At 37.7% G+C, this 24,966-nt stretch carries 25 protein-coding genes and 7 tRNA genes; 29 read left to right on the top strand and 3 right to left on the bottom strand.

Translation table 11 applies throughout. The features are described 5' to 3' along the window. Nucleotides 1-25 precede the first annotated feature (25 nt). The 13 genes from ACYQ2D_RS06340 (at nt 26) to ACYQ2D_RS06280 (ending at nt 4,625) form a co-directional block, all read left to right on the top strand. Entirely contained in the window at nt 26-253 is a 228-nt protein-coding gene (locus tag ACYQ2D_RS06340) for a hypothetical protein (protein WP_117455191.1), read from the top strand. Nucleotides 254-427: 174 nt separating this feature from the next. After that, nucleotides 428-781, top strand: coding sequence for a rhodanese-like domain-containing protein (locus ACYQ2D_RS06335; protein ID WP_117455194.1), 354 nt, complete (start codon nt 428-430; stop codon nt 779-781). A 104-nt stretch (nt 782-885) separates the two neighbouring features. Then, the gene (gene yfcE, locus ACYQ2D_RS06330; RefSeq protein WP_117455526.1) at nt 886-1,428 is read left to right on the top strand and encodes a phosphodiesterase; all 543 of its coding nucleotides are present in this window, start codon (nt 886-888) and stop codon (nt 1,426-1,428) included. Beyond that, nucleotides 1,428-2,585 carry a THUMP domain-containing class I SAM-dependent RNA methyltransferase gene (locus tag ACYQ2D_RS06325; protein WP_187558246.1) on the top strand — a complete coding sequence of 386 codons (1,158 nt, stop codon included), beginning with the start codon at nt 1,428-1,430 and terminating at the stop codon, nt 2,583-2,585. Before yfcE ends, ACYQ2D_RS06325 begins: the two co-directional genes overlap by 1 nt. 24 nt (nt 2,586-2,609) lie before the next feature. Beyond that, nucleotides 2,610-3,209, top strand: a complete 600-nt coding sequence (locus tag ACYQ2D_RS06320) for an XTP/dITP diphosphatase (RefSeq protein WP_022304086.1) — start codon at nt 2,610-2,612, stop codon at nt 3,207-3,209. A gap of 78 nt (nt 3,210-3,287) precedes the next feature. Next, entirely contained in the window at nt 3,288-3,779 is a 492-nt protein-coding gene (locus ACYQ2D_RS06315; RefSeq protein WP_022304085.1) for a metallophosphoesterase, read from the top strand. Between the two features lie 174 nt (nt 3,780-3,953). Then, nucleotides 3,954-4,028 (top strand) — tRNA-Pro (locus ACYQ2D_RS06310). Nucleotides 4,029-4,053: 25 nt separating this feature from the next. Further along, a tRNA-Gly gene (locus ACYQ2D_RS06305) sits at nt 4,054-4,124 on the top strand. 22 nt (nt 4,125-4,146) lie between these two features. Then, a tRNA-Arg gene (locus ACYQ2D_RS06300) sits at nt 4,147-4,220 on the top strand. 25 nt (nt 4,221-4,245) lie between these two features. Next, nucleotides 4,246-4,319: transfer RNA gene (locus tag ACYQ2D_RS06295), tRNA-His, on the top strand. Nucleotides 4,320-4,337: 18 nt separating this feature from the next. Continuing rightward, nucleotides 4,338-4,409 (top strand) — tRNA-Gln (locus tag ACYQ2D_RS06290). A gap of 18 nt (nt 4,410-4,427) precedes the next feature. After that, nucleotides 4,428-4,500 (top strand) — tRNA-Lys (locus ACYQ2D_RS06285). 45 nt (nt 4,501-4,545) lie between these two features. Further along, nucleotides 4,546-4,625: transfer RNA gene (locus ACYQ2D_RS06280), tRNA-Leu, on the top strand. Nucleotides 4,626-4,670: 45 nt separating this feature from the next. On the opposite strand, the gene ACYQ2D_RS06275 is transcribed toward ACYQ2D_RS06280, so the two are convergent. From ACYQ2D_RS06275 to ACYQ2D_RS06265, 3 genes are all read right to left on the bottom strand, one after another. After that, nucleotides 4,671-4,901 (bottom strand): hypothetical protein, encoded by a 231-nt coding sequence (locus ACYQ2D_RS06275; RefSeq protein WP_459784925.1) that lies wholly within the window; start codon nt 4,899-4,901, stop codon nt 4,671-4,673. A gap of 158 nt (nt 4,902-5,059) precedes the next feature. Then, nucleotides 5,060-5,302, bottom strand: a complete 243-nt coding sequence (locus tag ACYQ2D_RS06270) for a helix-turn-helix domain-containing protein (RefSeq protein ID WP_459784923.1) — start codon at nt 5,300-5,302, stop codon at nt 5,060-5,062. A 202-nt stretch (nt 5,303-5,504) separates the two neighbouring features. Beyond that, nucleotides 5,505-5,789: a helix-turn-helix domain-containing protein gene (locus tag ACYQ2D_RS06265; protein WP_459785312.1), complete on the bottom strand. Its 285-nt coding sequence runs from the start codon at nt 5,787-5,789 to the stop codon at nt 5,505-5,507. Nucleotides 5,790-5,941: 152 nt separating this feature from the next. Between ACYQ2D_RS06265 and ACYQ2D_RS06260 the strand changes: the two genes are divergently transcribed. From ACYQ2D_RS06260 to ACYQ2D_RS06185, 16 genes are all read left to right on the top strand, one after another. Continuing rightward, nucleotides 5,942-6,715 (top strand): zinc ribbon domain-containing protein, encoded by a 774-nt coding sequence (locus tag ACYQ2D_RS06260; protein ID WP_459784922.1) that lies wholly within the window; start codon nt 5,942-5,944, stop codon nt 6,713-6,715. A 15-nt stretch (nt 6,716-6,730) separates the two neighbouring features. After that, complete coding sequence (locus ACYQ2D_RS06255) at nt 6,731-7,423, top strand: zinc-ribbon domain-containing protein (RefSeq protein ID WP_459784921.1); 693 nt, start codon at nt 6,731-6,733, stop codon at nt 7,421-7,423. A 14-nt stretch (nt 7,424-7,437) separates the two neighbouring features. Next, on the top strand, nt 7,438-9,126 hold the full coding sequence (locus ACYQ2D_RS06250; protein WP_459784919.1) for a DUF4234 domain-containing protein: 1,689 nt from the start codon (nt 7,438-7,440) through the stop codon (nt 9,124-9,126). 77 nt (nt 9,127-9,203) lie between these two features. Then, on the top strand, nt 9,204-9,908 hold the full coding sequence (locus ACYQ2D_RS06245; protein ID WP_459784917.1) for a zinc-ribbon domain-containing protein: 705 nt from the start codon (nt 9,204-9,206) through the stop codon (nt 9,906-9,908). Nucleotides 9,909-10,027: 119 nt separating this feature from the next. Beyond that, a complete protein-coding gene (locus ACYQ2D_RS06240) occupies nt 10,028-10,798 on the top strand; it encodes a sialate O-acetylesterase (protein ID WP_459784916.1) in 771 nt (256 codons plus the stop codon). A 102-nt stretch (nt 10,799-10,900) separates the two neighbouring features. Next, complete coding sequence (locus tag ACYQ2D_RS06235; RefSeq protein ID WP_117455196.1) at nt 10,901-11,173, top strand: hypothetical protein; 273 nt, start codon at nt 10,901-10,903, stop codon at nt 11,171-11,173. Beyond that, nucleotides 11,157-11,375, top strand: coding sequence for a DUF4160 domain-containing protein (locus ACYQ2D_RS06230; protein ID WP_459784915.1), 219 nt, complete (start codon nt 11,157-11,159; stop codon nt 11,373-11,375). The genes ACYQ2D_RS06235 and ACYQ2D_RS06230 overlap by 17 nt, the downstream gene beginning before the upstream one ends. 231 nt (nt 11,376-11,606) lie before the next feature. After that, a complete protein-coding gene (locus ACYQ2D_RS06225; protein ID WP_459784914.1) occupies nt 11,607-13,595 on the top strand; it encodes a right-handed parallel beta-helix repeat-containing protein in 1,989 nt (662 codons plus the stop codon). 198 nt (nt 13,596-13,793) lie between these two features. Then, nucleotides 13,794-14,834, top strand: a complete 1,041-nt coding sequence (locus ACYQ2D_RS06220; protein WP_459784913.1) for a LacI family DNA-binding transcriptional regulator — start codon at nt 13,794-13,796, stop codon at nt 14,832-14,834. A gap of 294 nt (nt 14,835-15,128) precedes the next feature. Then, nucleotides 15,129-16,163 carry a 5-dehydro-2-deoxygluconokinase gene (gene iolC, locus ACYQ2D_RS06215; RefSeq protein ID WP_117455202.1) on the top strand — a complete coding sequence of 345 codons (1,035 nt, stop codon included), beginning with the start codon at nt 15,129-15,131 and terminating at the stop codon, nt 16,161-16,163. Between the two features lie 31 nt (nt 16,164-16,194). Continuing rightward, nucleotides 16,195-18,126 (top strand): 3D-(3,5/4)-trihydroxycyclohexane-1,2-dione acylhydrolase (decyclizing), encoded by a 1,932-nt coding sequence (iolD, locus tag ACYQ2D_RS06210; protein WP_117455204.1) that lies wholly within the window; start codon nt 16,195-16,197, stop codon nt 18,124-18,126. A gap of 81 nt (nt 18,127-18,207) precedes the next feature. Then, nucleotides 18,208-18,993 carry a 5-deoxy-glucuronate isomerase gene (locus ACYQ2D_RS06205; RefSeq protein WP_022303688.1) on the top strand — a complete coding sequence of 262 codons (786 nt, stop codon included), beginning with the start codon at nt 18,208-18,210 and terminating at the stop codon, nt 18,991-18,993. Between the two features lie 101 nt (nt 18,994-19,094). Continuing rightward, complete coding sequence (locus tag ACYQ2D_RS06200) at nt 19,095-20,246, top strand: iron-containing alcohol dehydrogenase (protein WP_459784912.1); 1,152 nt, start codon at nt 19,095-19,097, stop codon at nt 20,244-20,246. Nucleotides 20,247-20,252: 6 nt separating this feature from the next. After that, entirely contained in the window at nt 20,253-21,224 is a 972-nt protein-coding gene (locus ACYQ2D_RS06195) for a sugar ABC transporter substrate-binding protein (protein ID WP_118701043.1), read from the top strand. Nucleotides 21,225-21,657: 433 nt separating this feature from the next. Next, on the top strand, nt 21,658-23,034 hold the full coding sequence (locus ACYQ2D_RS06190; protein WP_459785311.1) for an MFS transporter: 1,377 nt from the start codon (nt 21,658-21,660) through the stop codon (nt 23,032-23,034). Between the two features lie 129 nt (nt 23,035-23,163). Then, the gene (locus ACYQ2D_RS06185; protein WP_459784911.1) at nt 23,164-24,876 is read left to right on the top strand and encodes a sensor histidine kinase; all 1,713 of its coding nucleotides are present in this window, start codon (nt 23,164-23,166) and stop codon (nt 24,874-24,876) included. Nucleotides 24,877-24,966 lie beyond the last annotated feature (90 nt).

Here is a 24,966-nt window from a genome sequence, read left to right as displayed (position 1 = left end):
AGTTATGAAATCAGGAGGCAGTAAAATGGCTAAAAATTATTCAAACAATAATCAGAACAGTACAAATAATGGGATGAACGCAAACAATATGAAAAATGGGGGTATGCAGAATCAGACAAATTCAACAAACAGTAATACAAATGCTGCACAGTCAAATTCACAGACTTCAAAAAATACACAGAAAAATTCAAATGCAAATAACAGTAAAAACTGTACGCATAATAAAAATGCTTCCAATGAGTATGAATATTAAATCGTACAGAAAATAAAAAAGTTCTAAAACAAGGAACCTGCTGTGTGAAAGGAATTTTGCATGGCAGGTTTTTGAATGCAGATAAGCATTTCCGCGTTTTATCTTTTGTGCAGGTACAAACGCAATTACACTTTTGACATTTCCAACATAAGATAAAAGAAAAGGAAAAATAAAATGGCTGGTATCGACACAATTTCAGCACAGCAATTGGATGAATATTACCGACAGGATGTCGTATTTATTATAGATTTGAGAAGTCCAAAGGAGTATCTGGAATGTCATTATTTTGGAGCATTGAATCTTCCTTATGAAGATTTTGATGAAATAGAGAATACAATTTTAGAGCACCTGCCCAAAGAGGGACTGATGATATTGTACTGTGACAGGGGAAGTGCAAGTCTGATGGCAGCCAGAGAGCTGATGAAGAAAGGATATCGGGTAAAATCTGTAGTAGGTGGAATCCATTCATACAGTGGTTCTAACTTGTATTTTTCGCCGATGCATAGTAAAATAAATAAAAATAAATAAGAGCACATTTTATGGACCGGAGAGACAGAACAAAGAATCTTGTCTGTGAGATTCTCTGCTATTCCGGTCCGGCTCTAAAAGTACATAAAAAGGAGAAAAAAGCTATGAAATACATGTTTGCATCCGATATTCACGGTTCTGCTTATTACTGTAAAAAAATGTTAGAAGCTTATGACAAAGAAAAGGCAGACCGTCTGGTTCTGCTTGGCGATATTCTTTACCATGGTCCGAGAAATGATTTACCGAAGGACTATGCCCCAAAGGAAGTCATTGCCCTGCTCAATGAAAGAAAAGATGATTTATATGTAGTAAGAGGAAACTGCGATGCAGAAGTAGACCAGATGGTATTAAAATTCCCGATTATGGCAGATTACTGCATTATCATGGATGGAGAGCGTACCATTTATGCAAGTCATGGACATATTTATAATGAAAATAACCTTCCGCCTTTAAAGAATGGTGATATTTTCATTCATGGTCATACACACGTACTGCGTGCGGAAAAGAGAGAGACTTATACTATTTTAAATCCAGGTTCTGTTTCCATTCCAAAAGAAGGTAATATTCCAACTTATGCAGTGTTAGAAAACGGTGTATTTTCCATTCGTGGCTTTGAAGGAGAAGTTGTGAAGGAGATTACTTTATAATGGATAAATTTGAATTGATTGCACCTTGCCATTTTGGTCTTGAAGCGGTTATGAAACGTGAAATCTTAGACTTAGGATATGAAATTATAAAAGTAGAAGATGGAAAGGTTACATTTTCGGGAGATGCAGAGGCAATCGTGCGTGCAAACATGTTCCTTAGAACGACAGAGCGTATTTTGTTGAAAGTCGGACAGTTTAAGGCAGTGACCTTTGAAGAACTGTTTGAAAAGACAAAAGCACTTCCATGGGAGAATTATATACCGGTGGATGGAAAATTCTGGATTAAGAAAGCAAATTCAGTGAAAAGCCAGTTATTCAGCCCATCTGATATCCAGTCGATTATGAAAAAGGCAATGGTAGAACGTTTGAAATCTGTGTACCATGTAGAATGGTTTGAAGAGGACGGCGCAAGTTATCCGGTTCGTGTGGCATTTATGAAAGATGAGGTTACGATAGGAATCGATACTTCAGGAATTTCCCTGCATAAACGTGGATATCGTCAGGCAATCAGCAAAGCACCGATTACAGAGACATTAGCAGCAGCCTTAATTAAGCTGACACCGTGGAGAAAAGACCGCATTTTAGTAGACCCATTCTGTGGAAGCGGTACATTTCCGATTGAGGCAGCGATGATGGCGGCAAATATTGCGCCCGGACTCAATCGAAATTTCTTATGCGAGGACTGGAAAAACCTGATTTCAAGAAAATACTGGTATCAGGTAAAAGAAGAAGCACAGGATATCATGGATTTAAATGTACAGACGGATATTCAGGGGTATGACCTTGATGGAACGATTGTAAAATATGCAAGAGAAAATGCGGTACGTGCAGGCGTAGATAAACTGATTCATTTCCAACAAAGAGATGTAAAAGACTTGAGCCATCCAAAAAAATATGGATTTATCATCACGAATCCGCCTTATGGAGAACGTCTTGAAGAAAAAGAGAATCTTCCGGCATTGTATGAAACGATTGGAGCACGTTATAAAGAGCTTGATTCCTGGTCTATGTATCTGATTACTGCTTATAAAGATGCAGAGCGTTATATAGGAAGAGAAGCAGATAAAAACCGCAAGATTTATAACGGCATGATGAAAACCTATTTCTATCAGTTTATGGGACCGAAGCCTCCAAAACCAAAGAAAACCATGGAATAAGAGGAAAGAGGATAAAAAAGAGTTATGAAACGAATGATTTTTGCAACAGGCAATGAAAATAAGATGAAAGAAATCCGTGAAATTTTAGGTGCACTTCCGCTTGAAATCCTTTCTATGAAAGAAGCAGGTGTTTCTGCAGATATTGTAGAAGATGGAAAGACATTTGAGGAAAACGCACTGATTAAGGCAAGAGCAATCTGTAAACTTGCAGGTGAGATGGTGCTTGCAGATGATTCTGGACTTGAAATTGACTATTTGAATAAAGAACCGGGCATTTACTCGGCCAGATACATGGGAGAGGATACGTCCTATCATATTAAAAATAAGAGTCTGATTGACCGTTTAGAAGGTGTGCCGGACGAAAAGAGAACAGCAAGGTTTGTGTGCGCAATTGCAGCAGTATTTCCGGATGGAAAAGAATTAGTGGTAAGAGGAACGGTAGAGGGCATTATTGGATATGAAGAGAAAGGTGAAAATGGATTTGGATATGACCCGATTTTTTACCTTCCAGAACGTGGATGCACAACAGCAGAACTCCCACCGGAAGAAAAGAACAGCATTAGCCACAGAGGAAATGCACTTCGATTGATGAAAGAACTGTTAGAGAGAGAACGTTTATTATAAAGTTCAAAAAGAGTGGGGTCAAAACTTCTTTGACCCCATTACTTCTATAATATTATATACAAGGAAGGGACTCGGTAAATGAAGATACTTATTGTAAGCGATACACATGGCCATGAAGAGAATTTGGAGAGAGTGGTAGAAAAAGTAGGAAAGATTGACTGTCTTTTGCATCTTGGAGATGTAGAGGGACAGGAAGATTATATTGAAGCGTTAGTTTCCTGTCCGGTACATATTGTTGCGGGAAACAATGACTTCTTTTCAGAACTGCCAAGAGAGATAGTTGTCACAATTGGGGATTATCGTATCTTGATGACACATGGACATTATTATGGTGTCTCTGTAGAAACCAGTATGCTAAAAGAGGAAGCACTTGCCAGAGGATGCAATGTGGCATTATATGGTCATACTCACAGACCGGACTTGGAAATCGAGTCGGAGATTACAGTTTTAAATCCGGGAAGTTTATCCTACCCAAGACAGCATGGAAGAAAACCGAGTTATGCAATTATGGAAATTGATGAAAAGGGAATTGCGCATTATGATATCTACTATTTAGAAAGCTGTAAATAAAACAGTGTAAATTAAAGCTTTTAAAGGGAAAATAGCGGGTATTTTATGGAAAGAAAAAAAAATTAAAAAAATTAAAAAAAAACGTTGACATATAGAAAACCCTGTGGTATATTATATCTTGTCACAGGGCAAGAGCAAAAAAAACCTGAGACAAAAGGAAAAAAAGAATACCTTCGGGGTGTGGCTCAGCTTGGCTAGAGCGCCTGGTTTGGGACCAGGAGGTCGCAGGTTCGAATCCTGTCACCCCGACTTCCTTTAAAAAAGGAAAACCCATGCGGGTGTAGTTCAGTGGTAGAACACCAGCCTTCCAAGCTGGATATGTGGGTTCGATTCCCATCACCCGCTTTCAGTATGCAATACTGAGTACGTGTTTGTAGCTCAGCTGGATAGAGCAACGGCCTTCTAAGCCGTGGGTCGGGGGTTCGAATCCCTTCAAGCACGCTTGTACAGAAATGTACATATAATGGTGGGTATAGCGCAGTTGGTTAGCGCGCCAGATTGTGGCTCTGGAGGCCGAGGGTTCGAATCCCTCTATCCACCTTAGCCGTAAGGCGTTCTTGGGCTATCGCCAAGCGGTAAGGCACAGCACTTTGACTGCTGCATTCGCTGGTTCGAATCCAGCTAGCCCAGTTCAAGGTACTAAATTATGGAGCATTAGCTCAGTCGGTAGAGCACTTGACTTTTAATCAAGTTGTCCGGGGTTCGAATCCCCGATGCTTCACTGGAACAAGCAAAAGCTTGTTCCTATTTTTTTACAATTGCATAGGCGGGCATGGCGGAATTGGCAGACGCGCTAGATTTAGGTTCTAGTGGGAGACCGTGCAGGTTCAAGTCCTGTTGCCCGCATTGCAAAACCCTTGATTTTTCAAGGGCTTTTATTTTATCAATTTCTTATTTCTCCAATCCAAGCTCTTTCAGCATTTCTTCATGAGTATAGCATGGTTGATATTCTGGGTTTCCATTTTGATAAGCATCTAACGCTTCAATTTCTTCTGGTTCAGCTGGAACTTCCTCTGCGTTGCCTAAAGCAAAAGTAGCTTGAATTAATTCCCAAATTTTCTCAGCATCCTTTTCACTCATGATTGTGACAGCACCAAAGATTCTTTCTTTTACATTAGACATATAATCACACTCCTTTAAATGGTTAGTCTTTACAAATTTGTCCTCGATTACCTATATCTATAATATCTATAATTGCTCCATTTGAATCAAAAATTACACGAAAGTCTCCAACTCGAAGTCGATAGCCAGCTCTATTTTGCAATTTTTTAATATCACCTTCAAGAGGAAGTTTCTCGATTGCAGAGACAAGTCTTTTTCGAGTTGGGACGTCCTGTTAAATAGTTAGTATCAACATTGAAATAGTCGGCTATTAATTCTAAAGTTTTAAAATCAGGTTCTCTTGCTCCGCTTTCGTACATTCCTATAGTACTTCTTGAAATTTTGAGCATTTTAGAAAGTTCGATTTGTGTTAATCCTTTTGCTGTACGAAGAGATTTTAAAACCCCATTAAAGTTTCCCATATAGTCACCTACGTTGATTACATAATATCACGAAATGTCACTAAATGTGTTGGAACAAAACGTGATATGTGGTGTTGTGATTTTGTAGCAAGGGAGGGAGAATGAGAAAAATGTGATAGTTTTTTATGTTAATAAAGATTAGAAAAAGAGCACATTATAAATGCATCGAATGAGATGATTTATGATGTGCTTTTTTTAGTGTTTACAATGTTTTAAAGAAATTAATTAAAGCATGTAATTGAGTTTCTGATAAATGGCTGGATTCAATTAATAATTCTTTTTGTTGGTTTGTTAGTGTGAAATCATCATTATCGGTAGAAAAAAATTGTGAAAGAGTGATTCCAAAAGCATTGCAGATTTTTTCTAAAGATGGAATCGACGGAATCATGTTTTTTCTGTACCATGAAGAAATCGTAGACTGAGTTAAACCAGAATGTTCAGCAAGTTGATATTCGGTCCAATTTTTTTGTTTCCTATAATATGTAATTTTTTCTAAAACGTCAGTTATAAAATCACCTCCTAATGCTTTGTGCCGTTAATATTATTCGTAATTACGTTGCAAAATAATACTTAATGTCGTATAATTTTAACGAGAAAACGTAGTAACGGAAATAAATAATTCGTTATAAAGGAGAAAAAATGGAAAAAGATAAGATACGGGAACAGATTCGAAATTTGCCAAAAGCTTCAGGATTTCTGGTTGGCTACAATGAGATGGCAAAAGATTTATCGGAAGTTATGAGAGAGGATGAAGTTGTTGAAGGGGTAACGATTGCTTACGAGAAAGGAATTACGCATGTAGTAAAAAATACACGGATGATGCGGAGCTTTATGGCTGTTACAAATCGGTCAATTTATATTTTGTCAAGAGGACGTATGATTTTAAATACGGTATCTATGTTAGATAAAACGATTGAAATTCCCAGAAGAGATATTATTGAAATACGAGAAGAAGAGATTCCGACTGTTTTAAAACTAATGTATGATGCAGAATTAAAAATACTTACAAGAGATAAAGTGTATGAAGTCTATATGGGGGCAAATTATAAAGAGTATTTACCACAAGAGTTGCTAGAAATAATACAGCAGGGAAATCAAGCTGGAGAGAACCAAACAAATTTAGAGCAACCAATGATAACAGAAGCAGGGATATGTCCATCTTGTGGATATCATAATGTTTTAGAAGCAAAATATTGCAATAAATGCGGAACATTGCTTCCAGAACTGAGAATAGAAAATATTGAAATATGTCCTGGATGTAATTGTGAAATAGAAAAAGGCGCTAAGTTTTGTCCTAATTGTGGAACAAAAATTTCAGAACAGACAAAAGATGAAAAGAAAATATGTTTACAGTGTGGTCAGCAATTAGATGAAAATGCAAAATTTTGTCCTAATTGTGGTAAAGCAGTATAAAAAAGGAGGAGCGGAATGTATTGCAGAAAATGTGGGGCAGAAATGAACAATAATGAGAAGTTTTGTCCTAATTGTGGAGAAAAGAATATCTTATTAGAAAAAACTTTGGTTTCAGAAAATGAAAAAGGAGAAGATATTTATCTAACCTCTCATAAAATTTCGGGAAGATTGATTTTAAAAATAAGTCTGGCATTTATGACAATCTTATTCTTTTGTCCTATGCTTCTTGTATCATGTGGGGAAATGGAAATTGGAAGATTTAGTCTATTAGATTTAGCAGCAGGAATTGATTATATGGGAGAAACAGAAGAAATGGTTCCGGCAGCTATTATGTTTTTATTACTTCCATTGTTTGGTTTTATTTACTTGTTTTTAAAAAGTAAAAAAGATAGTCATGGAATGGTGAGTGCTGTAGTAGGCGGAATTAGCGGGCTTTCGTTAGTTGGCTTAGTAATAACATTAATTTCAAGATGTAAATCAAATAGTGATATGGTATCAGTAAAAGTGTTAATTCCATTTTATATGTATATGATTCTTACGATATGTATGATAAAAATAGGAATTTCTTTAGATGTTTGTATAAAAAAGCAGAAAGCAGTTACTAGAGGAATGGAAATCAATGAAACACAGTTACGAAATAAAACGATTCAAAGAGTAGCTGGATGTATATTTATAGGAATGTGCATTTTAATAAGGATTTGCAGCTAAAGGGGGAAGAAAATATGTTTTGTATACAATGTGGAAAAGAAATACCAGATGGTTCAGCACACTGTCCGTATTGCGGAGCAGAAATAAAGCAAAATCAAGAAGATATTTTTTTACTTCAAAAAAAGGAAAATCAAAGATTAGAAGAAATTAATTTTGTAAAATTTTTATTATTAGGTATTGTTACATGTGGAATTTATATTGTGTATACATATTATAAATTTGCAAAAACGGTTAATAAACTTTGTGATGGGGACGGAAAAGAAAGCCCTAATTATATAGTAGTCCTTTTGCTTGGAATGATAACATTGGGAATTTACACGCAGTATTGGATGTATACGCAGGCAGAACGATTAAGAAATGCTGCACCTAAGTATAATTGTGAAATTCCTTATGGAGGAACAAAAGTACTTTTGTGGGGAACTTTTGGAAATCTTATTATAGTTGGACCAATTCTTTCAGCTTATTATCTTTTGAAAAGTGCAAATTTGTTAATTGTGAATTATAATCAGGAAATTATAAATGAAAGATATGTAATTTCTCAATATGTAGGAAAAAAATCAAAACCGATATTAATTCTCTTAGGATATTATGGTCTTAGAATAATTTTAATTGGCGCAATAATAGGAGGAACAATATTTGGCAGTTTAGGGGATTCAGATATAGATGACAGCACATTAGATAATATTTATGAAGATGAAGAAAATACAGGGGAGGAAGAAACAAAGTCAGAAAAACAGAAAGAAAAGCAGTATGATGAGAAAAAAGAATATCTGGATGCATCGGTAGAGCAATTACAGAGAAAGCCAGATGAGTATGATGGGAAAGCAGTTCGACTTCAAACAGAGTTTATGATATTGGCAGATACAATCGTAACCAGTACAGATGGCAGTTATATAGAAATCAAATATGATGGAGATGCTTATGATAAAGCCGGAAATTCGATTGGAAAAGTTTTATCTGGGGACAGCGGATATGTAGAAGGAATATTTGTGAATGAGGATGATTTTCCTTATATTAAGGCAGATAAAATAGTTCTTGTAAATACAGATGAAGAGACAGATGAGGATACAGAACAAGATACAGAACAGACAGAAAATACATATATTCTTCCAAATAGTGATGTTCAATCGGTGACAAGCGATGATTTAAAAGGGTTCACTTATGCAGAAGCACAGATGGCAATTAACGAAATATATGCCAGACATGGAAGAAAATTTAATGATTCTGATATACAGGAATATTTCGATTCTCAGAAATGGTATCACGGAACGATAGCACCGGAGGATTTTGATGAAGCATTATTATCACAGGTGGAAAAAAATAATATCGAATTTATAAGTGCGTATATTGAACAAGTTGCATTGCCAAATGCAGAAAATCCTAAGAATTTATTTGGTGAGGTTGAAGGATTTTACACAAATCTGGATACAGATCAAGTTGTTTATATAGGAATAAATAATATATCAGATGATCATGAAGGCATTTTGGAAGTAGGAAGAGGAGATTCTGCTCCTGTAGATAGTGCGACAACAATGGAGACTTATTATTTGGACTATATATCAGATGGAACGGTTATTATAACGGACGAGAAAAAAGGGCAGGTGTTACGAAGAGGATATATTAATTTCTATGAAGATGAGTTGTATCTTGATTGGGATACGGATGGAATGACAGGAACTTATATAAAAGGTCAAGTATATTAAATATAATATGGATTTATCTCAAGGCAGGATTTTAAATTCTGCTTTGAAAAATATAGATAGCTAAGAAGGAGAATAAGATGTTTTGTGAAAATTGCGGCAGAGAAATAAAAGAAGCAAGTAAGTTTTGCCCATATTGTGGTTGTGAAATTAAAAATAATACTCTAAATAATAGAAAAATAAGTAATACAGAAATTGGACATCAAACAAATAAGAAAAAAAGTAAAGTTCCATTTATAATAGGGATAGGTGTGGTGATAGTACTTATTATTATATTAATTCCAAAAGGTAAGAATGCAAAACAAACAGTTGATAAATTACAAAGTTTTACATATATGACTGAAGATGATGGAATCTATAAGTTTGAATATGGAGACGAATGGGACTTGGGATATTCTACAATTAATGAATGGGTTGATTTTTATGATAGTGAGATATATGAATGTTTAATTTATGCTCTGGACACTACAGAATTTGGCAATGAAGGAAAATTTGGATATGATTTTAGTGATAATGAGTTTAGAGTCTATGTGGATTATCAGGCTGAAGAGGGTGAATTAACCATTATTAATTATTCACTGGATGATGATGAATTTATATTGATGATGGATGGAGAGAAATACGAAGCGTCAGAAGAATTAGAACAGGATTTGAGAGATTCTGGATTAATAGAGATATTTGAAGATGATTTAGATATTTTTAAAAGGCAGTTAGAAGACAATGGGACTTCTTTTGATGAAGTAAAAAAATTATCGTATGATAAACTTAAAGAGTTTGAAAAATAATAGATTAAAAAGTATACTTTTTTCAAATACAAACTCCGATTTGTCCATTTCAAGTTTCATTAAATACGTGTAATATAGTAATAAAAGATAATATCTGAAGAAACTGGAGAACAACATAGATGAAAACTTACGATTTAATTTTATTTGCCGGACAGTCAAATATGGCAGGAAGAGGAATTTCAACAGAAAAATGGAACGAGCCAGCACCTTTACTCATGGAAGGAGCTGGAATGGAGTATCGGGCAGTCAGCGACCCAGAGCATATACATAAAATAGAAGAGCCATTTGGTGTGAATGAAAATAATCCAAATGGTATCTATGAACCAGGAATGAAAACAGGTTCTATGGTGACAGCTTTTGTAAATGCATATTATAAAGAAACAAAAGTTCCAGTATTGGCAGTATCCGCAAGTAAAGGTGGTTCAGCTATCTGTGAATGGCAGGGAAATGAGGATTATTTATCAGATGCCATCGAAAGATTGGAAAAAGCAGTTTTGTATGCAAAAAAGAATCAAATAGAAATTCGGCATAAATATGTAGCTTGGTGTCAGGGAGAAACCGATGGAGATAGAGGTACTTTAGCAGACGATTATAAAAAGAAATTTAAAAATATGCTTGAAAGACTAAGAAAAGCGGGAATTGAGAAATGTTTTTTGGTTACAATCGGGGAATACAATGGCAAAGATGGATTTGAAGAAGCGTATAAGAAGATTCGGCATACCCAGTTGGAACTGGCAGAGAAAGTGGAAGATATCATACTGGTATGTGATGAATTTCATACGATGAAAGCACGTGAACTCATGAAAGACAGCTATCATTATTTTCAGACAGCATATAATGAGGTTGGAAAAGTGGCAGGAGAAAATGCAGGCAGAAGTGTAAAGGGATAAACAAACTGAATAGAAATAGATACTTAATTTTATTATTATTTTTATTTTCTTAGTGCTATAATAGATTAAAAGAAATATAAAAATTAAAAGGAGGCTTTGATAATGATGTATCCATTCTTAACTTTAAACGATGATACAGAGATTACCCATTCAGAGATGAAAGCAAATGGAACAGTTAAAGTGTATATTGAAACGCCAAATGATGATGGTGGTTTCTCTAATGCAACCTGCTGGCTTCCTGAATATAAATGGGAGAATATTAGCGGATATTCAGAGAGCCAAATAGAGTATTTCAAACATTTGCTTAGAAATAATGCTCATCTGATTATTGAATTTTCTCAAGAAGGAGGGCTTTTAAATGCCGCAAATTCTTAGAATTGGTCCGTATAGTATTTATTTTTGGTCAAATGAGAATGAGCCCCTTGAACCTGTTCATGTTCATATTTCTGAAGGACGTGCCACTGCTCATGCTACAAAACTTTGGATTACCAGTACAGGAAAAGCTCTTGTTTGCAATAATAATTCAAAAATACCAGAGAAGGTATTAAAAAAATTAGTTATTTTTGTTAAAGGTTAATTTGAACGCAGATAAGCATTCTCCCGCTTCAAGTGCGCAAAGCGACTGCGTTCATGAGCAAGTAGCGAAGCGGATTGCGAATGTCCGCTTTACTTTTAATTTCCACACAAGATTCAAGATTTTTCAAACAAAAATAAATTGTATTTTCAATTATCGAGTGCTATACTTTATTTCAGAAAAATAAGTATGCAAATAGAAATTGAAACTATTATTTTTGGAGGAGTTTGAATCATGAGAATTTATGTAAATGCAAATGCAGGTCGTGATGGAAATGGTACTGCAAACATGCCGTTTCGTCATATCAATGATGCAGCAAAAGTAGCAAAGGCAGGAGATGAGGTTTTAGTTTCTCCTGGTGTTTATCGTGAATATGTTAACCCAATTCATGCAGGAGAAGAGGATGCACGTATTTCTTATCGAAGCACCCAGCCGCTTGGGGCTGTTATCACCGGTGCAGAGCAGGTAAAGAGCTGGCAGAAGTATGAAGGAAATGTATGGGTATGCCGAATTGCAAACAGCATTTTTGGAAATTATAATCCATATACTACGGTTGTTTATGGTGACTGGTACTTTGCAAAGGCAGACAAGCACACAGGCTGTGTTTATTTAAATGATAAAGCACTTTATGAGGCAGTTTCTTTAGAAGAGTGCATTAAAGGTGAAGTGTATGAGTGCAGCTGGGTACCGGAAGATTCTATTTATAAATGGTACACCGAGCAGGATGAAGAAAAAGATGAAACTATTATCTATGCAAATTTCCAGGGTAAAAATCCGAATGAAGAAAATGTAGAAATCAACGTAAGACGTGAGTGCTTTATGCCGGAAAAAACCGGAGTAAACTATATTACAGTAAGCGGATTTAATATTAATAAAGCAGCAACAACATGGGCTCCTCCAGCAGCATTTCAGGATGGTATGATTGGACCACACTGGAGCAAGGGCTGGATTATCGAGGACTGTGATATTTCAAACAGTAAATGTGCCGGAATTTCCGTAGGAAAATATTTAGACCCTGAAAATGACCATTATTTTACTTATAAATATGTAAAGAGTCCGACTCAGATGGAACGTGATGCAGTCTGCAGAGGACAGTATCATGGCTGGTTAAAGGAAAACATCGGTGGACATATTATTCGCCGTAATAATATTCATCACTGCGAACAGGGCGGTATTATCGGTCGTATGGGCGGTGTATTCAGCATAATCGAGGACAACCATATTCATCATATCAATAACATGATGGAACAGGGTGGAGCTGAAATTGCGGGCATTAAGATGCACGCTGCAATCGACGTAACAATGCGCCGTAATCACATTCATCATTGTACAATGGGTATCTGGTGTGACTGGGAAGCTCAGGGTACAAGACTGACTCAGAACCTGTTACATGACAACCAGAAACCGGCTTATGCAAAGAGCTTAGAAGGCGGTATGATGTCTCAGGATATCTTTGTTGAAGTAGGACATGGTCCGACTTTGATTGATAATAACGTAATGCTTTCCGATGCAAGTTTAAGATTTGCAACAGAGGGTGTTGCACTGGTACATAACTTAATCTGTGGTGCGCTGACTTGCGTTGGTGATGGAACCGGATGGCGTTATACGCCATATCATATGCCACACCGCACAGAAGTAATGGGATTTATGACCATTCTTCATGGGGATGACAGAATTTACAACAATATCTTTGTTCAGAAATGGCCGTCAGAAGATGTGATTATTCCACACGATTCCGATGAAGGATTTGATTCTGAAAACAGAAAAGCAGGAACCTGGATGTTTGATGAATATCCGACTTATGACGAATGGATTTCTCAGTTTGATTTCACAAAACCGGTTGATATGAAGAAATTAGAGCCGGTACATTTTGGACATCTTCCGGTATGGATTGAGGGAAATATATACTTAAATGGTGCAGAAGCGTGCAAAAATGAAGTGAATGGACTGGTTATTTTAGATAAAGAAGCAAAAGTGGATCTTGTAGAAAAAGAGGGAAGCTATTACTTAGATACGAATGTATATGATTTAGTCGGTGAGTTTAAAGACCGCATGATTCATTCCGATATACTTGGAAAAGCATTTGAGCCGGAACAGAGATTTGAAAATCCGGATGGAACAGCCATTCAGTTTGATAAAGACTATTTTGGCGGACACCGTGGCATGGATGTCATTCCTGGACCATTTGCACAGGCAGAAGATGCGAAGAAAGTGTTGTTCTAATTTAAAAAAGTGTATTCTTAAATAATTCAATAGAAAAGATGAGGTGTTTTTTGAAAAAGCACTTCATCTTTTTCATTTCTCCTCTTGTCAAATGCACACTATGAGTATATAATAAAACAAAAATGTGTGCTTTTTATTCCAAAAATCAAATAGATTTGTGTGCAATGTGTAAAATTTAGAGCACCGGAGGCAAAATTTATGGCGGGAACGATTCAGCAGATTGCGGAACTGGCCGGAGTTTCAAGGGGAACTGTGGACAGGGCATTGAATAACAGAGGAAGAATTAATCCGGAAGTTGCAAAGCAGATTTGGCAGATTGCAGACGAAATCGGATATGTTCCGAAACATCAGAGAAAAAAAGAACAGGAACAAAAGAAAATTGAGGAGACGTATCGGATTGGTGTGGTAACACAGCTTTCCAATTCTCCATTTATGATTCAGGTAAATAAGGGAATTTATGATGCAACAGAACGGCTTTTGGAGACAGGAGTTCAGGTGATTGTAAAGGAAAATCCCTCTGTCGACGAAGAAGCACAGTTGAAATCCATTCTGGAACTGGAAGAAGCAGGGATTCAGGCACTGGCAATCATGCCGGTAGACTGTGACCGGATTCGGGAAAAGTTAAATGACTTAATCGAAGAAAAACAAATTCCGGTTGTGGCATTTAATACCGATATCATTGGAACAAAACGGAATTGTTTTGTGGGACTGGATAACTGGAAGAGTGGGCAGACCGCAGCGGGACTGATGGGGCTTATGATGCATGGAAAGGGAAAAGTTCTTGGAATTACCGGATATTTTTCGAACCGTGCCGGCAGTAGAAGAATTGATGGATTTATAGAGGAAACCAGAAAACAGTTTCCGGAGATGAACCTGATTGGCGTGCAAAGCAGTCAGGACGATGCAAAAGAAGTAGAGCAGATTATTGTAAATGCAATGAAGATATTCCCGGATTTGAAGGGAATCTTTGTGGCATCCGGCGGACAGGAAGGTGTTAAAGCTGCATTTGATGAATTGAATCTGGAAAAACGCCCTTATGTGATTATCTATGATGTGACACCGGAAAATGTAAAAGCGTTGAATGAAGATACCGTGGATTTCCTGATTGACCAGGAAGGATACGAGCAGGGTTATCGGGCAGTATCTATCTTAGAAGAATGTCTGAAACACGGCAGTCTGCCGGAGGAAGAGTATCAGTACACGGAAATCAGTATTAAAACAAAATATAATGTGCAATAAAGAAAATAGAAATTAGCAAAGAACTCTTTTTGATTCATAAAAAAGGGTTCTTTTTTTGTTGCGAACAAAAAACACGCATAAAAGCACACAAGAAACTGGTAAAATTGTTATAAAATCGAGCCTTTAGATTGTGCAGAATATCGAAAGTGTGCAAAAACAAAAAAAGCACTTGTAAAATGCGTGTGCAAGTGCTACTATAAAGCCAGAAAGAGAACACGTGAAGCACACAAACGAAAATAAAGCACGCACACACATAGTAAAAATAGTAAAAAAGGAATTTGGGAGGACACTTTTATGAAGTATGTAGAATTTGATGAAACAAGACCAATGGATTTGGTTTTACTGGGACGTGTCGCAATTGATTTTAATCCAGCTTATAACGACCAGGTGAAAGAAGAATTTAAACCACTGAAAAAAGTTCATATGTTTGAAAAATTTGTAGGTGGTTCTCCTGCAAACATCGCAGTCGGAGTTACAAGACATGGACTGAAAGCAGGATTTTTTGCAAAGGTATCAGATGACCAGTTCGGAGAATTCGTAGTGGACTACTTCAATGAGCAGGGAATTGATACTTCCCACATTTCAAAATGTACAAATGGAGAAAAGTTAGGACTGACCTTTACAGAAATGCTTTCTCCAAAGGAAAGCAGTATCCTGATGTATCGAAACTGTATTGCAGACTTACAGTTAAGCGTAGATGACATTGATGAAGAATACATCAAACAGACAAAAGCAATTTTAATTTCCGGAACAGCACTTGCAGAAAGTCCTTCAAGAGAGGCAGCAATCAAAGCAGTAATGCTGGCAAAGAAAAACAATACAAAAGTTATTTTTGATATCGATTACAGAGAATATAACTGGAAGAACAGTGATGAGATTTCCATTTACTATTCCATCGTTGCAAAAGAAGCAGACATCATCATGGGCTCAAGAGAAGAATTTGATTTAACTGAGAAACTGATTCAGCCAGGTATGAGTGATGAAGAATCCGCAGCTTTGTGGCAGGGTTACAATGCAAAAATCGTAGTAATCAAACATGGTATGAAAGGTTCTACCGCTTATACATGTGACGGACAGAAATTCTCCATTAAACCATTCCCGGTACAGGCAAGAAAAGGATTTGGCGGCGGAGACGGATATGGTTCTGGATTCTTATATGGATTATATCAGGGATGGCAGGTTATCGATTGTCTGGAATTTGGTTCAGCAGAAGCATCCATGATGGTAAGAAGCAACAACTGTTCCGATTCCCTTCCGGGACCAGATGCAGTACACGCATTTATTAAAGAAGAAAAAGAACAGTACGGCGAAATGATTGCGAGAGTATAAAAAAGACGAGGCAAAGGAAGGAGAATACAAAATGGCAGAGACAACAAGAATGACAGTTGCACAGGCAATTGTAAAATTTTTAGATAATCAATATGTATCCATGGATGGAGTAGAAACAAAGTTTGTAGAAGGATTTTTCACAATCTTTGGACATGGTATTGCAGTTGGACTTGGTGAAGCGCTGGATACCAACCCGGGACAGTTAAGAGTCATGCAGGGCAGAAATGAACAGGGTATGTGCCATGTGGCGACTGCATTTGCGAAACAGAATAACAGAAAAACCATTATTCCATGTGCTTCTTCTGTAGGACCTGGAGCAGCAAATATGGTAACCGCATGTGCAACCGCAACCGTAAACAATATTCCACTGTTAGTATTTCCGGCAGATACTTTTGCTTCCAGACAGCCAGACCCGGTACTTCAGCAGTTAGAGCAGAGCAACAGCCTTGCAACTACTACAAATGATGCATTTAAACCGGTTTGCAAATATTGGGACAGAATTACACGTCCGGAACAGCTGATGACTGCTTTAGTCAGTGCCATGAGAGTTCTGACAGACCCGACAGATACCGGTGCCTGCTGTATCGCACTTCCGCAGGATGTAGAAGGTGAATCTTATGATTATCCGAATTACTTCTTTAAGAAACGTGTACACAGAATCACAAGACCGGTTGCCGTAGAAGAAGAGTTAGAAGATCTTGTGGAAATTATTTCTCAGGCAAAGAAACCACTTGTTATTGTAGGTGGCGGTGTAAAATATTCTGAAGCCGGAGAAACCGTTGAAAACTTCTGTGAAGAATTCCATATTCCGTTTGGTGAGAGCCAGGCCGGAAAGAGTGCCTGCAAATCCAGTCACCCATACTGCCTTGGCGGAATCGGTGTAACAGGAACACTGGCATCCAATGTGATTGCAAAAGATGCAGATGTAGTTATCGCAATCGGTTCCAGACTGTCTGACTTTACAACCAGCTCAAAACATCTTTTTCAGAATGCAGATGTAAAATTTGTTACAATTAATAACAACCGTTATCATGCATACAAGATGGACGCTGTAAAGGCGGTGGGCGATGCAAAAGCAACGGTAGAGGCACTTGCCGAAAAACTGCGTGCAAAAGGTTATGTTTCAGGTTATAATGGAGAAATAGAAGCAGCAAAAGCTGCATGGGACAAAGAGTGGGATCGCCTTGCAGGAATCGAGTATACAGGAGATGACTTTGAACCGATTATCAAGGCAAGAGACCCGAGAACAGTTCCGGAATTTGTAAAATTAACGAACGGAAAAATTACACAGACTGCTGCACTTGCAGCAATCAATAAAACAATTGATAAAGATGCAACCATTATCACAGCAGGAGGTTCTCTTCCAAGTTGTATGCAGCGTATGTGGAGAACAGACAAGAGAGGCGGATATCATGCAGAATATGGTTATTCCTGCATGGGATACGAAGTGGCAGCAACTCTTGGTGTAAAATTCGCAGAGCCGGACAATGAAGTTTACTGTGTTGTCGGAGACTCCAGTTTCCAGATGCTTCACAGCGAAATCATGACGATTATGCAGGAGAGAAAGAAAGTAAATATCTTAATCTTCGATAACTGTGGATTTGGATGCATCAACAATCTGGAAATGAACCATGGTATCGGAAGCATCGCAACAGAATTCCGTTACACAGATGGAAAGAAACCGACAGGAGATTTAATTCCGGTAGACTACGCAAAGATTGGCGAAGGATACGGATTAAAAACTTATACATGCAAAACAATCGCAGAACTTGTGGCAGCATTAGAGGACGCAAAGAAACAGGAAGTTGCCTGCCTGTTTGACCTGAAAGTAATTCCAAAGACAATGACAGACGGATATGAATCCTGGTGGAACGTAGGAATCGCAACAACTTCTGAAAAAGAAAGCGTAAGAAAAGCTTGCGAAGGTGTAATGGAAGGACGTAGAGAATCCAGAGCTTACTAAGATTTCAGGAGTCATGTACGCTTGAACAAAAAAGTTTAAGCGTACAGAAGTACAATTAAGTACAATTAGGAGGTAAAGACAATGGGTAAAGTATTTGGCTATCCAGAATTTGACGAAAACGGCGAGAAAATTTTAACAACTTATGACAATGACTATAAAGAAATGATGATGGACATTCGTGTGTATCGCATGAAAGCCGGTCAGACAAGAACCTTCTTAAGAACAGGTGAGGAGACTGCAGTTCTGCTTCTCTCTGGAAAAATCACTTATGAATGGGAAGGCAATACAGAAACAGTAAGCAGAAAAGATGTGTTTACCGAAGGTCCTTGGTGTGTTCATGTATGCACCGGAAAAGAAATAAAAGTAACAGCAGAGACCGATGCAGAAATTCTTGTACAGTGCACGAAAAATGATGCAGACTTTGCAGGAAAATTATATAAACCGGAGGATGCTCCATGGGGTTATTCCTGTGTTGGCAAATTTGGAAATGTTGCAAAGAGAAGAGTTAATACCATTTTAGACCATGATATTGCTCCGTATTCCAATATGGTACTCGGAGAAGTATTAAATGACAAAGGAAACTGGTCCGGATATCTTCCACACAGACATCCACAGCCGGAAACTTATTATTTCAAATTTGACCGACCGGAAGGATTTGGTGCAAGTTTCGTAGGAGACCAGGTATTTAAGAGCACAGACGGAAGCTTTTCCGCAATTCCGGGAGGAGAGTTACATCCTCAGGCAGTTGCGCCGGGATTCCAGATGTATACCTGCTGGATGATTCGCCACATTGACGGAAATCCATGGTTACAGACAGATCGTTGTGAAGATGAAAGATATACATGGCTGCATGATGCCGAAATCTAAGAATGAATAATAGATTTATTTGATAATTTAAGAAAAAAAAGAACGTTAAAATAAAGTAAAGGAAAATCAAGAAATTAAGTTTAGAAAGGATGCGTGTTATTATGGCAAGAGAATTTATCGTACCGGGACAGATTATCACAGGTTCAGGGGCTTTAACAATGGCGGAGGAAACTTTAAAAGGACTCGGAAAAAAAGCTCTTATCGTAACAGATAAAGTAATGATTCAGTTAGGAAACTGTGCAAAAGTAGAAACAGCTTTAAAAAATCAGGGAATCGACTATGCAATTTATTCTGAAATCGTTGGTGAGCCAACGGATACTATGATTGAAAATGGTCTGAAAGTATACAAAGAAAATGGATGTGATTTCTTAGTTGCATTAGGCGGAGGAAGCCCAATCGACTCTATGAAAGCTATTGGTTCTTTAGTTGTAAATGGTGGAAATATCTCCGATTACATGGGAAAAGTAATTGATGTAGAAATGCCGCCGCTTGTTGCAATTCCAACAACAGCAGGTACTGGTTCTGAAGCAACTCAGTTTACGATTATCACAGATACCAAAAAAGATATCAAAATGCTCTTAAAAGGTAAAGTATTAATGCCAAAACTTGCAATCATTGACCCTCAGTTTACAATGACAGCACCGCCTAAAATTACAGCAGCTACCGGTCTTGATGCACTCTGTCATGCAGTAGAAGCTTACACATCAAGAAAAGCACAGACACTTTCTGACAGCTTTGCAATGTCAGCTGTAAAACGAATTTTCAAATCCCTTCCGGTTGCATTTAAAGATGGAAAAAATGAAGAAGCACGTATCCAGATGTCTGTTGCTGCATTAGAAGCTGGTATCGCATTTAACAACGCATCTGTTACCATTATTCATGGAATGAGTCGTCCAATCGGTGCACTGTTCCATGTAGCACATGGTCTTTCTAACGCAATGCTGATGAAAGAATGTTTAGGCTTTGCGTTAGAAGGTGCTTATGACAGATTTGCAGACCTTGGTCGTGCAATCGGTGTTGCAGATGCGACAGATGAAGACAAAGTAGCAGCGGAAAAATTCCTTTCAGCAATCGAAGGAATTGTAAAAGAATTAGAGACACCAACTCTTGCAGAGTTTGGAATTGATAAAGAAGAGTTCTTTAAAGTAATTGATAAAATGGCTTACGACGCTATGGATAGTGGAAGCCCACAGAACACTATGCGTGAAGTAAGCGAAGAACAGGTAAAACAGATTTACAGAAATCTCTGGTAATCGTCTATGAAAAAACGGCAGATAGGAAAGCTGGGACTGGTTCTGCTTGCAGGAATCCTTATGGCGGGATGTGGAAAGACAAAAGAAGAAGCAAAAGCGCCAAAGTATACCATTGGAGTTGTGACCAAGTCAAAAAGCAGTGAATATTGGATGTCTGTCTGTTCGGGAATGGAAGATGCCGCAGAAAAAGAAAATGCAGAGGTTGTGATTTTGTCTCCAGATTCGGAGACAGACCAGAAAACACAGAAAAAAATGATAAAGGATTTACTGAAAATGCCGATTGATGCACTGGCAGTGTCCACTGTGAATTCTTACGACAATGCAGATTATATTGAGCTGGCGAAAAACAGGGGAATCGAAGTGTATGCTTACGATACCCCTGTTTCTGACGTTGTTTTACCTTACGTTGGAATCGATGACGAGAAGGTAGGATATGAACTTGGACAGGCAATGGCAAAAAAATTAAATGGAACAGGAAAGGTGGCAGTCATAGCAGGAAGTACCACACAGGCCTGTCATGAAAAGCGTATTTTGGGCTTTAAGCGTTGTATGGAAGAATACCCTGATATTCAGATAGAAGTTGTAAAAACCGGATACAGCAATCTTTTGGTTTCGGAGCAGGATATGAAAGAATTATTAGAAGAGTATCCGGATTTGGATGGAATCATGACAACAAGTGCGGTGACGGCACTTGGAGTGGCAGAGGCAACGAAGGAAAGCGGAATTTTGGTTGTCACAGTGGATGCACAGGAAGATTCCATTGAAGGAGTGAAAGACGGAAAGTTTCTTGCGGTAGGCGCACAGTCCGGATATGATATCGGTTATGAGACAATTGAATATATGATAGAAAGTTTGGAAAAAAACGAAATACCAGGTGAAAAAATATTGGACACAAAAATATTGACGATAGACAATATAGATGAGTACTCACCTAAAAAAAAGACACAAAATATAAAAAAATCGCAATCAGAAAGTTAAAAGAGCAAAGTTTCCTAAAAAAGGGGACTATTTTTAGGAAAGAAGAGAGGCGGATATAAAAATAGCACAATAAAACCCAAAATTTCTAAGACTGGGATTTTCCCTGCAAAACGGTAAAATAGAATCATCAGATAGAGAAAATGCGAAAGAAAAAAAGCATCTTATGATTTGAACGCAGATAAGCATTCCTCCGCTTCAAGTGTGCGGAGCACTAAGCGGTGGGTAAGTGGGATGTTTCTGTCAGTGGGAGTCAAAAGCTTCCATTGACAGATTGCGAAGCGACTGCGTTCATGAGCAAGCAGCGAAGCGGATTGCGAATGTCCGCTTTACTATGAAAGGTATTCTCGAAGAAGAAAGGCAGGGAAATGAAATGGCAAAAAAAATGACACGGACGAAATCAGTCACAGCAGATGACTGGTCGGCAAGGTCGAAAATGATGACCGCACAGAATCAGAAACTTGGATGGGGAATAAGAGTTGCCTACGCAAGTGGTGACGTAGCCTGTAATGTTGTATTTGGAATGGTTGGTACCTTATTAACCTTATTCTATACGGATTACGCAGGAATCAATCCTGGTACGGTTGGTTTGATGATGCTCTTATCAAGATTATTTGATGGTGTGTCAGACTTGATTATGGGAATTATTGTAGAAAAAACAAATTCAAAATGGGGAAAATCAAGACCATGGATTTTATGGATGAGTGTACCATTTGCTTTATCCGCAGTACTGTTATTTACGGTACCGCACACCACCCCGATGTTACAGTTTTTATATCTGTTTGTAACGTATAACTTCTGTACTACAGTTTGTTATACCGCAATCAACCTTCCTTACGGAAGTCTTTCAGCAATGATGACAAGAGTTTCCGGAGAAAGAGATATGCTTAGTGTGGTTCGTATGGGATTATCTCCAATTGGAAAAATCGTTGCAGCAACCTTTACTCTTCCGATTGTAAAAATGTTTGGAGATGACCAGGCGGCATGGGTAAAAACAATGAGTATCTGGGCTGTACTTGCTTTAATCTTATTATTAATCTGTTTCTTTAACTGTAAAGAAACTGTATACATTGAAGCAAAAGAAAAAGCAGAAAAAGTACCGCTTGGAAAGTCCTTGAAAGCATTATTTACGAATCAGTATTTCTGGGCAGTTTTAGTTTTGTGGATGGTTCAGAGTGTTTCCTTTAGTATTTCAGGAACAATCTTACCGTATTATTGCAAATACATTTTTGGAAATGACACATGGATGTACAGTGCATTATTCTTGACAGAAACATTAACACTGGTAGCAGGAATTTTCCTCTGTGCACCACTTATCAAAAGATTTGGCAAGAGAAACATTGCACTTGCAGGTTCTGCAATTGCATTAGTCGGACAGTTATTATTCTTCCTGAATCCATACAGCTTTTCCTGGATGGTTATGAGTTGTGTGGCACGTGCAATCGGTCTTGCACCGCTGAATGCAGTTGTATTTGGAATGGTTGGAGATGTTGTGGAGTATGGACAGTGGAAAACACATGTAAGACAGGAAAGCCTTATTTTTGCAGGTGGTTCTATTGGAACAAAGGTTGGAGCAGGTCTTGCATCCGCAGCTATGACTGGATTGTTAACTTTTGCAGGATATGTTACTTCTTCTTCAGGAGTTGCAACACAGTCTCAGGAAACTTTAAATATGATTATTAACATTTATAAATTTGGTCCAATTATTATCGCACTGCTTGCATTTGTTACACTGGCACTCTACAAGCTGGACAAAATGTATCCGGATATTATGAAAGAGCTGACAGGACGTGAGGCAAGAGGCGAACTTTAATGAAGCTTAAATGAGTGAAAGAAAAAAGGTATCGGAAGTTTTCCGATACCTTTTTGTATTAGAAAGAACAAAGCACAACTTGCGGGCATTTTGTGCTATAATCAAATCAAAAGCAAAGGATTTTAACCTATGAAACAGAGTATCCGCAAAAAAGTACTGCTGGCAATCTTGCTGGTGACGATTCTTACAAGCTGTTGTATTACGGTCGTATTTTATTTTCGCAGTGCATCAATGATTGAGAAAAATTATACAGAAACCGTCTACTCGAGAGTCCGGCAGACTATGGAAAGTTTTGACAATTCCATGAAGGAATTATATTATAAAAATATTGAGATAGCCGGAAAAGAAGAGCTGCAAAGAGAAATTGAGCAATATCGGGAAAGCAACAATGCAGATGAATTGGAGAGTCTTGCAGAAATTTTGCGTGCCTGCAAAAAAAATGAGGATCGTCTCAGTTCAATTGATTTGATTTTACCCAAAGAACAGATTGCGGTGACTTCTGAAGATTTTCCGGTTTATAAAAGGGAAATTCCAAAAAAAGAGATTCAGACCATAAAAGAGATGGAAGAAAAAACGGCACGACCGGTTATGGTAAAAAACAGCGTGCATGAGAACCGGACTCAGGTTACAGAGATTCAGCCAATCTACGATGAAGAACAAAATATTCTTGCGTATTTATTATTAAACGTAGAAGAAAGAACTCTTTATTATCAATACATAGACCCGATTTATGATGAAAATATGAACCAAGCTTTGGTTTATGATGAAAATGAAGTAGTTGTCACAGGGATGAATTCCAAAGAAGCCGGAAAAGCGTGTGCAGAAGAGATGTGTCTGAAACAGAATGGGATTTTTCAAAAAGAAAAAGGAGTAATTGTGATTGGTTATAAAGGCGCATTTTCCGGCTGTCAGCTTTCTATTGCGGTGCAAAGGAATGCAATTTTGCGCCAACTCCGTCAGATGCAGATTTTTTTGATTGTAATTGTGCTGGTATTTTTGTTTGTGGCAATTGTGCTTGCAGGCAGTTTGACGCGTGCAATTTACCGTCCGATAAAAAAGCTGACCGATACGGTGGAACAGGTTGGAGAGGGAGATTTGAGTCTTCGTGCGGAGGTAGAAACCGGAGATGAAATCGGAATACTGTGTCGGGAATTTAATGTGATGCTTGATGATATTCAGGAGTTAATTCAAAAAGTAATCGAAGAAGAACGATTAAAAAAAGATGCAGAATTAGAAGCACTTCAGTATCAGATTACCCCGCATTTTATGTATAATACTTTAAATTCGATTAAATTTGCGGCGTTGATCCGTGGGGAAAAGGAGCTAGGTGGTCTGATAGGAGATTTTGTGGAGCTGCTTCAAGCGACTATCAGCAAGAAAGGTACTTTTTTAACGGTAGCAGATGAATTTCATATTTTAAATAATTATGTGCATCTGCAGGAATTTCGGTATCAGGGAAGTTTTCGTGTGCGTTATGAGATGGAGGAAGGCGCCGGAGGTTGTTATATTCCGAGGTTGATTTTACAGCCCCTTGTGGAAAATGCAATTCTTCATGGAATTGACATGAAAGAAAAAAATGGAGAGATTATTTTAAGAGCAAAATTAGAGCAGGATCGATTACGGCTGTTTGTCATTGATAATGGCAGAGGCATGACAAAAGAACAGATTGATACGCTATTGCACAGCAAAACTAAAAAGACCAATGGTTTAAGTGCAATCGGAGTTCCAAATATTAAAGAGAGACTGGAACTTTACTATGGAGATAAGGGAGGAATGGTCTATCAAAGCAGTGAAAATGGAACGACTGTCGAGATTTTTCTCCCTGCAAAAAAAGAATTATGAATAAGTCCCCGTCCACTGCTTAATGATTTTGGTGATTGAAGCAGGGTACTTGACTTATTTGATTCAACTAAAAACAGACTAAAATACAGG

This window comes from Blautia stercoris (assembly GCF_054657695.1).
This window is presented reverse-complemented; position numbering and strand designations above follow the sequence as displayed.

What these genes read in the sequence shown, in the direction of transcription:
- ACYQ2D_RS06340 (WP_117455191.1), top strand. Translation starts at nt 26, where the DNA reads ATGGCTAAAAATTATTCAAACAATAATCAGAACAGTACAAATAATGGG.
- ACYQ2D_RS06335 (WP_117455194.1), top strand. Translation starts at nt 428, where the DNA reads ATGGCTGGTATCGACACAATTTCAGCACAGCAATTGGATGAATATTAC.
- yfcE (WP_117455526.1), top strand. Translation starts at nt 886, where the DNA reads ATGAAATACATGTTTGCATCCGATATTCACGGTTCTGCTTATTACTGT.
- ACYQ2D_RS06325 (WP_187558246.1), top strand. Translation starts at nt 1,428, where the DNA reads ATGGATAAATTTGAATTGATTGCACCTTGCCATTTTGGTCTTGAAGCG.
- ACYQ2D_RS06320 (WP_022304086.1), top strand. Translation starts at nt 2,610, where the DNA reads ATGAAACGAATGATTTTTGCAACAGGCAATGAAAATAAGATGAAAGAA.
- ACYQ2D_RS06315 (WP_022304085.1), top strand. Translation starts at nt 3,288, where the DNA reads ATGAAGATACTTATTGTAAGCGATACACATGGCCATGAAGAGAATTTG.
- ACYQ2D_RS06275 (WP_459784925.1), bottom strand. Translation starts at nt 4,901, where the DNA reads ATGTCTAATGTAAAAGAAAGAATCTTTGGTGCTGTCACAATCATGAGT.
- ACYQ2D_RS06270 (WP_459784923.1), bottom strand. Translation starts at nt 5,302, where the DNA reads ATGGGAAACTTTAATGGGGTTTTAAAATCTCTTCGTACAGCAAAAGGA.
- ACYQ2D_RS06260 (WP_459784922.1), top strand. Translation starts at nt 5,942, where the DNA reads ATGGAAAAAGATAAGATACGGGAACAGATTCGAAATTTGCCAAAAGCT.
- ACYQ2D_RS06255 (WP_459784921.1), top strand. Translation starts at nt 6,731, where the DNA reads ATGTATTGCAGAAAATGTGGGGCAGAAATGAACAATAATGAGAAGTTT.
- ACYQ2D_RS06250 (WP_459784919.1), top strand. Translation starts at nt 7,438, where the DNA reads ATGTTTTGTATACAATGTGGAAAAGAAATACCAGATGGTTCAGCACAC.
- ACYQ2D_RS06245 (WP_459784917.1), top strand. Translation starts at nt 9,204, where the DNA reads ATGTTTTGTGAAAATTGCGGCAGAGAAATAAAAGAAGCAAGTAAGTTT.
- ACYQ2D_RS06240 (WP_459784916.1), top strand. Translation starts at nt 10,028, where the DNA reads ATGAAAACTTACGATTTAATTTTATTTGCCGGACAGTCAAATATGGCA.
- ACYQ2D_RS06235 (WP_117455196.1), top strand. Translation starts at nt 10,901, where the DNA reads ATGATGTATCCATTCTTAACTTTAAACGATGATACAGAGATTACCCAT.
- ACYQ2D_RS06230 (WP_459784915.1), top strand. Translation starts at nt 11,157, where the DNA reads ATGCCGCAAATTCTTAGAATTGGTCCGTATAGTATTTATTTTTGGTCA.
- ACYQ2D_RS06225 (WP_459784914.1), top strand. Translation starts at nt 11,607, where the DNA reads ATGAGAATTTATGTAAATGCAAATGCAGGTCGTGATGGAAATGGTACT.
- ACYQ2D_RS06220 (WP_459784913.1), top strand. Translation starts at nt 13,794, where the DNA reads ATGGCGGGAACGATTCAGCAGATTGCGGAACTGGCCGGAGTTTCAAGG.
- iolC (WP_117455202.1), top strand. Translation starts at nt 15,129, where the DNA reads ATGAAGTATGTAGAATTTGATGAAACAAGACCAATGGATTTGGTTTTA.
- iolD (WP_117455204.1), top strand. Translation starts at nt 16,195, where the DNA reads ATGGCAGAGACAACAAGAATGACAGTTGCACAGGCAATTGTAAAATTT.
- ACYQ2D_RS06205 (WP_022303688.1), top strand. Translation starts at nt 18,208, where the DNA reads ATGGGTAAAGTATTTGGCTATCCAGAATTTGACGAAAACGGCGAGAAA.
- ACYQ2D_RS06200 (WP_459784912.1), top strand. Translation starts at nt 19,095, where the DNA reads ATGGCAAGAGAATTTATCGTACCGGGACAGATTATCACAGGTTCAGGG.
- ACYQ2D_RS06195 (WP_118701043.1), top strand. Translation starts at nt 20,253, where the DNA reads ATGAAAAAACGGCAGATAGGAAAGCTGGGACTGGTTCTGCTTGCAGGA.
- ACYQ2D_RS06190 (WP_459785311.1), top strand. Translation starts at nt 21,658, where the DNA reads ATGATGACCGCACAGAATCAGAAACTTGGATGGGGAATAAGAGTTGCC.
- ACYQ2D_RS06185 (WP_459784911.1), top strand. Translation starts at nt 23,164, where the DNA reads ATGAAACAGAGTATCCGCAAAAAAGTACTGCTGGCAATCTTGCTGGTG.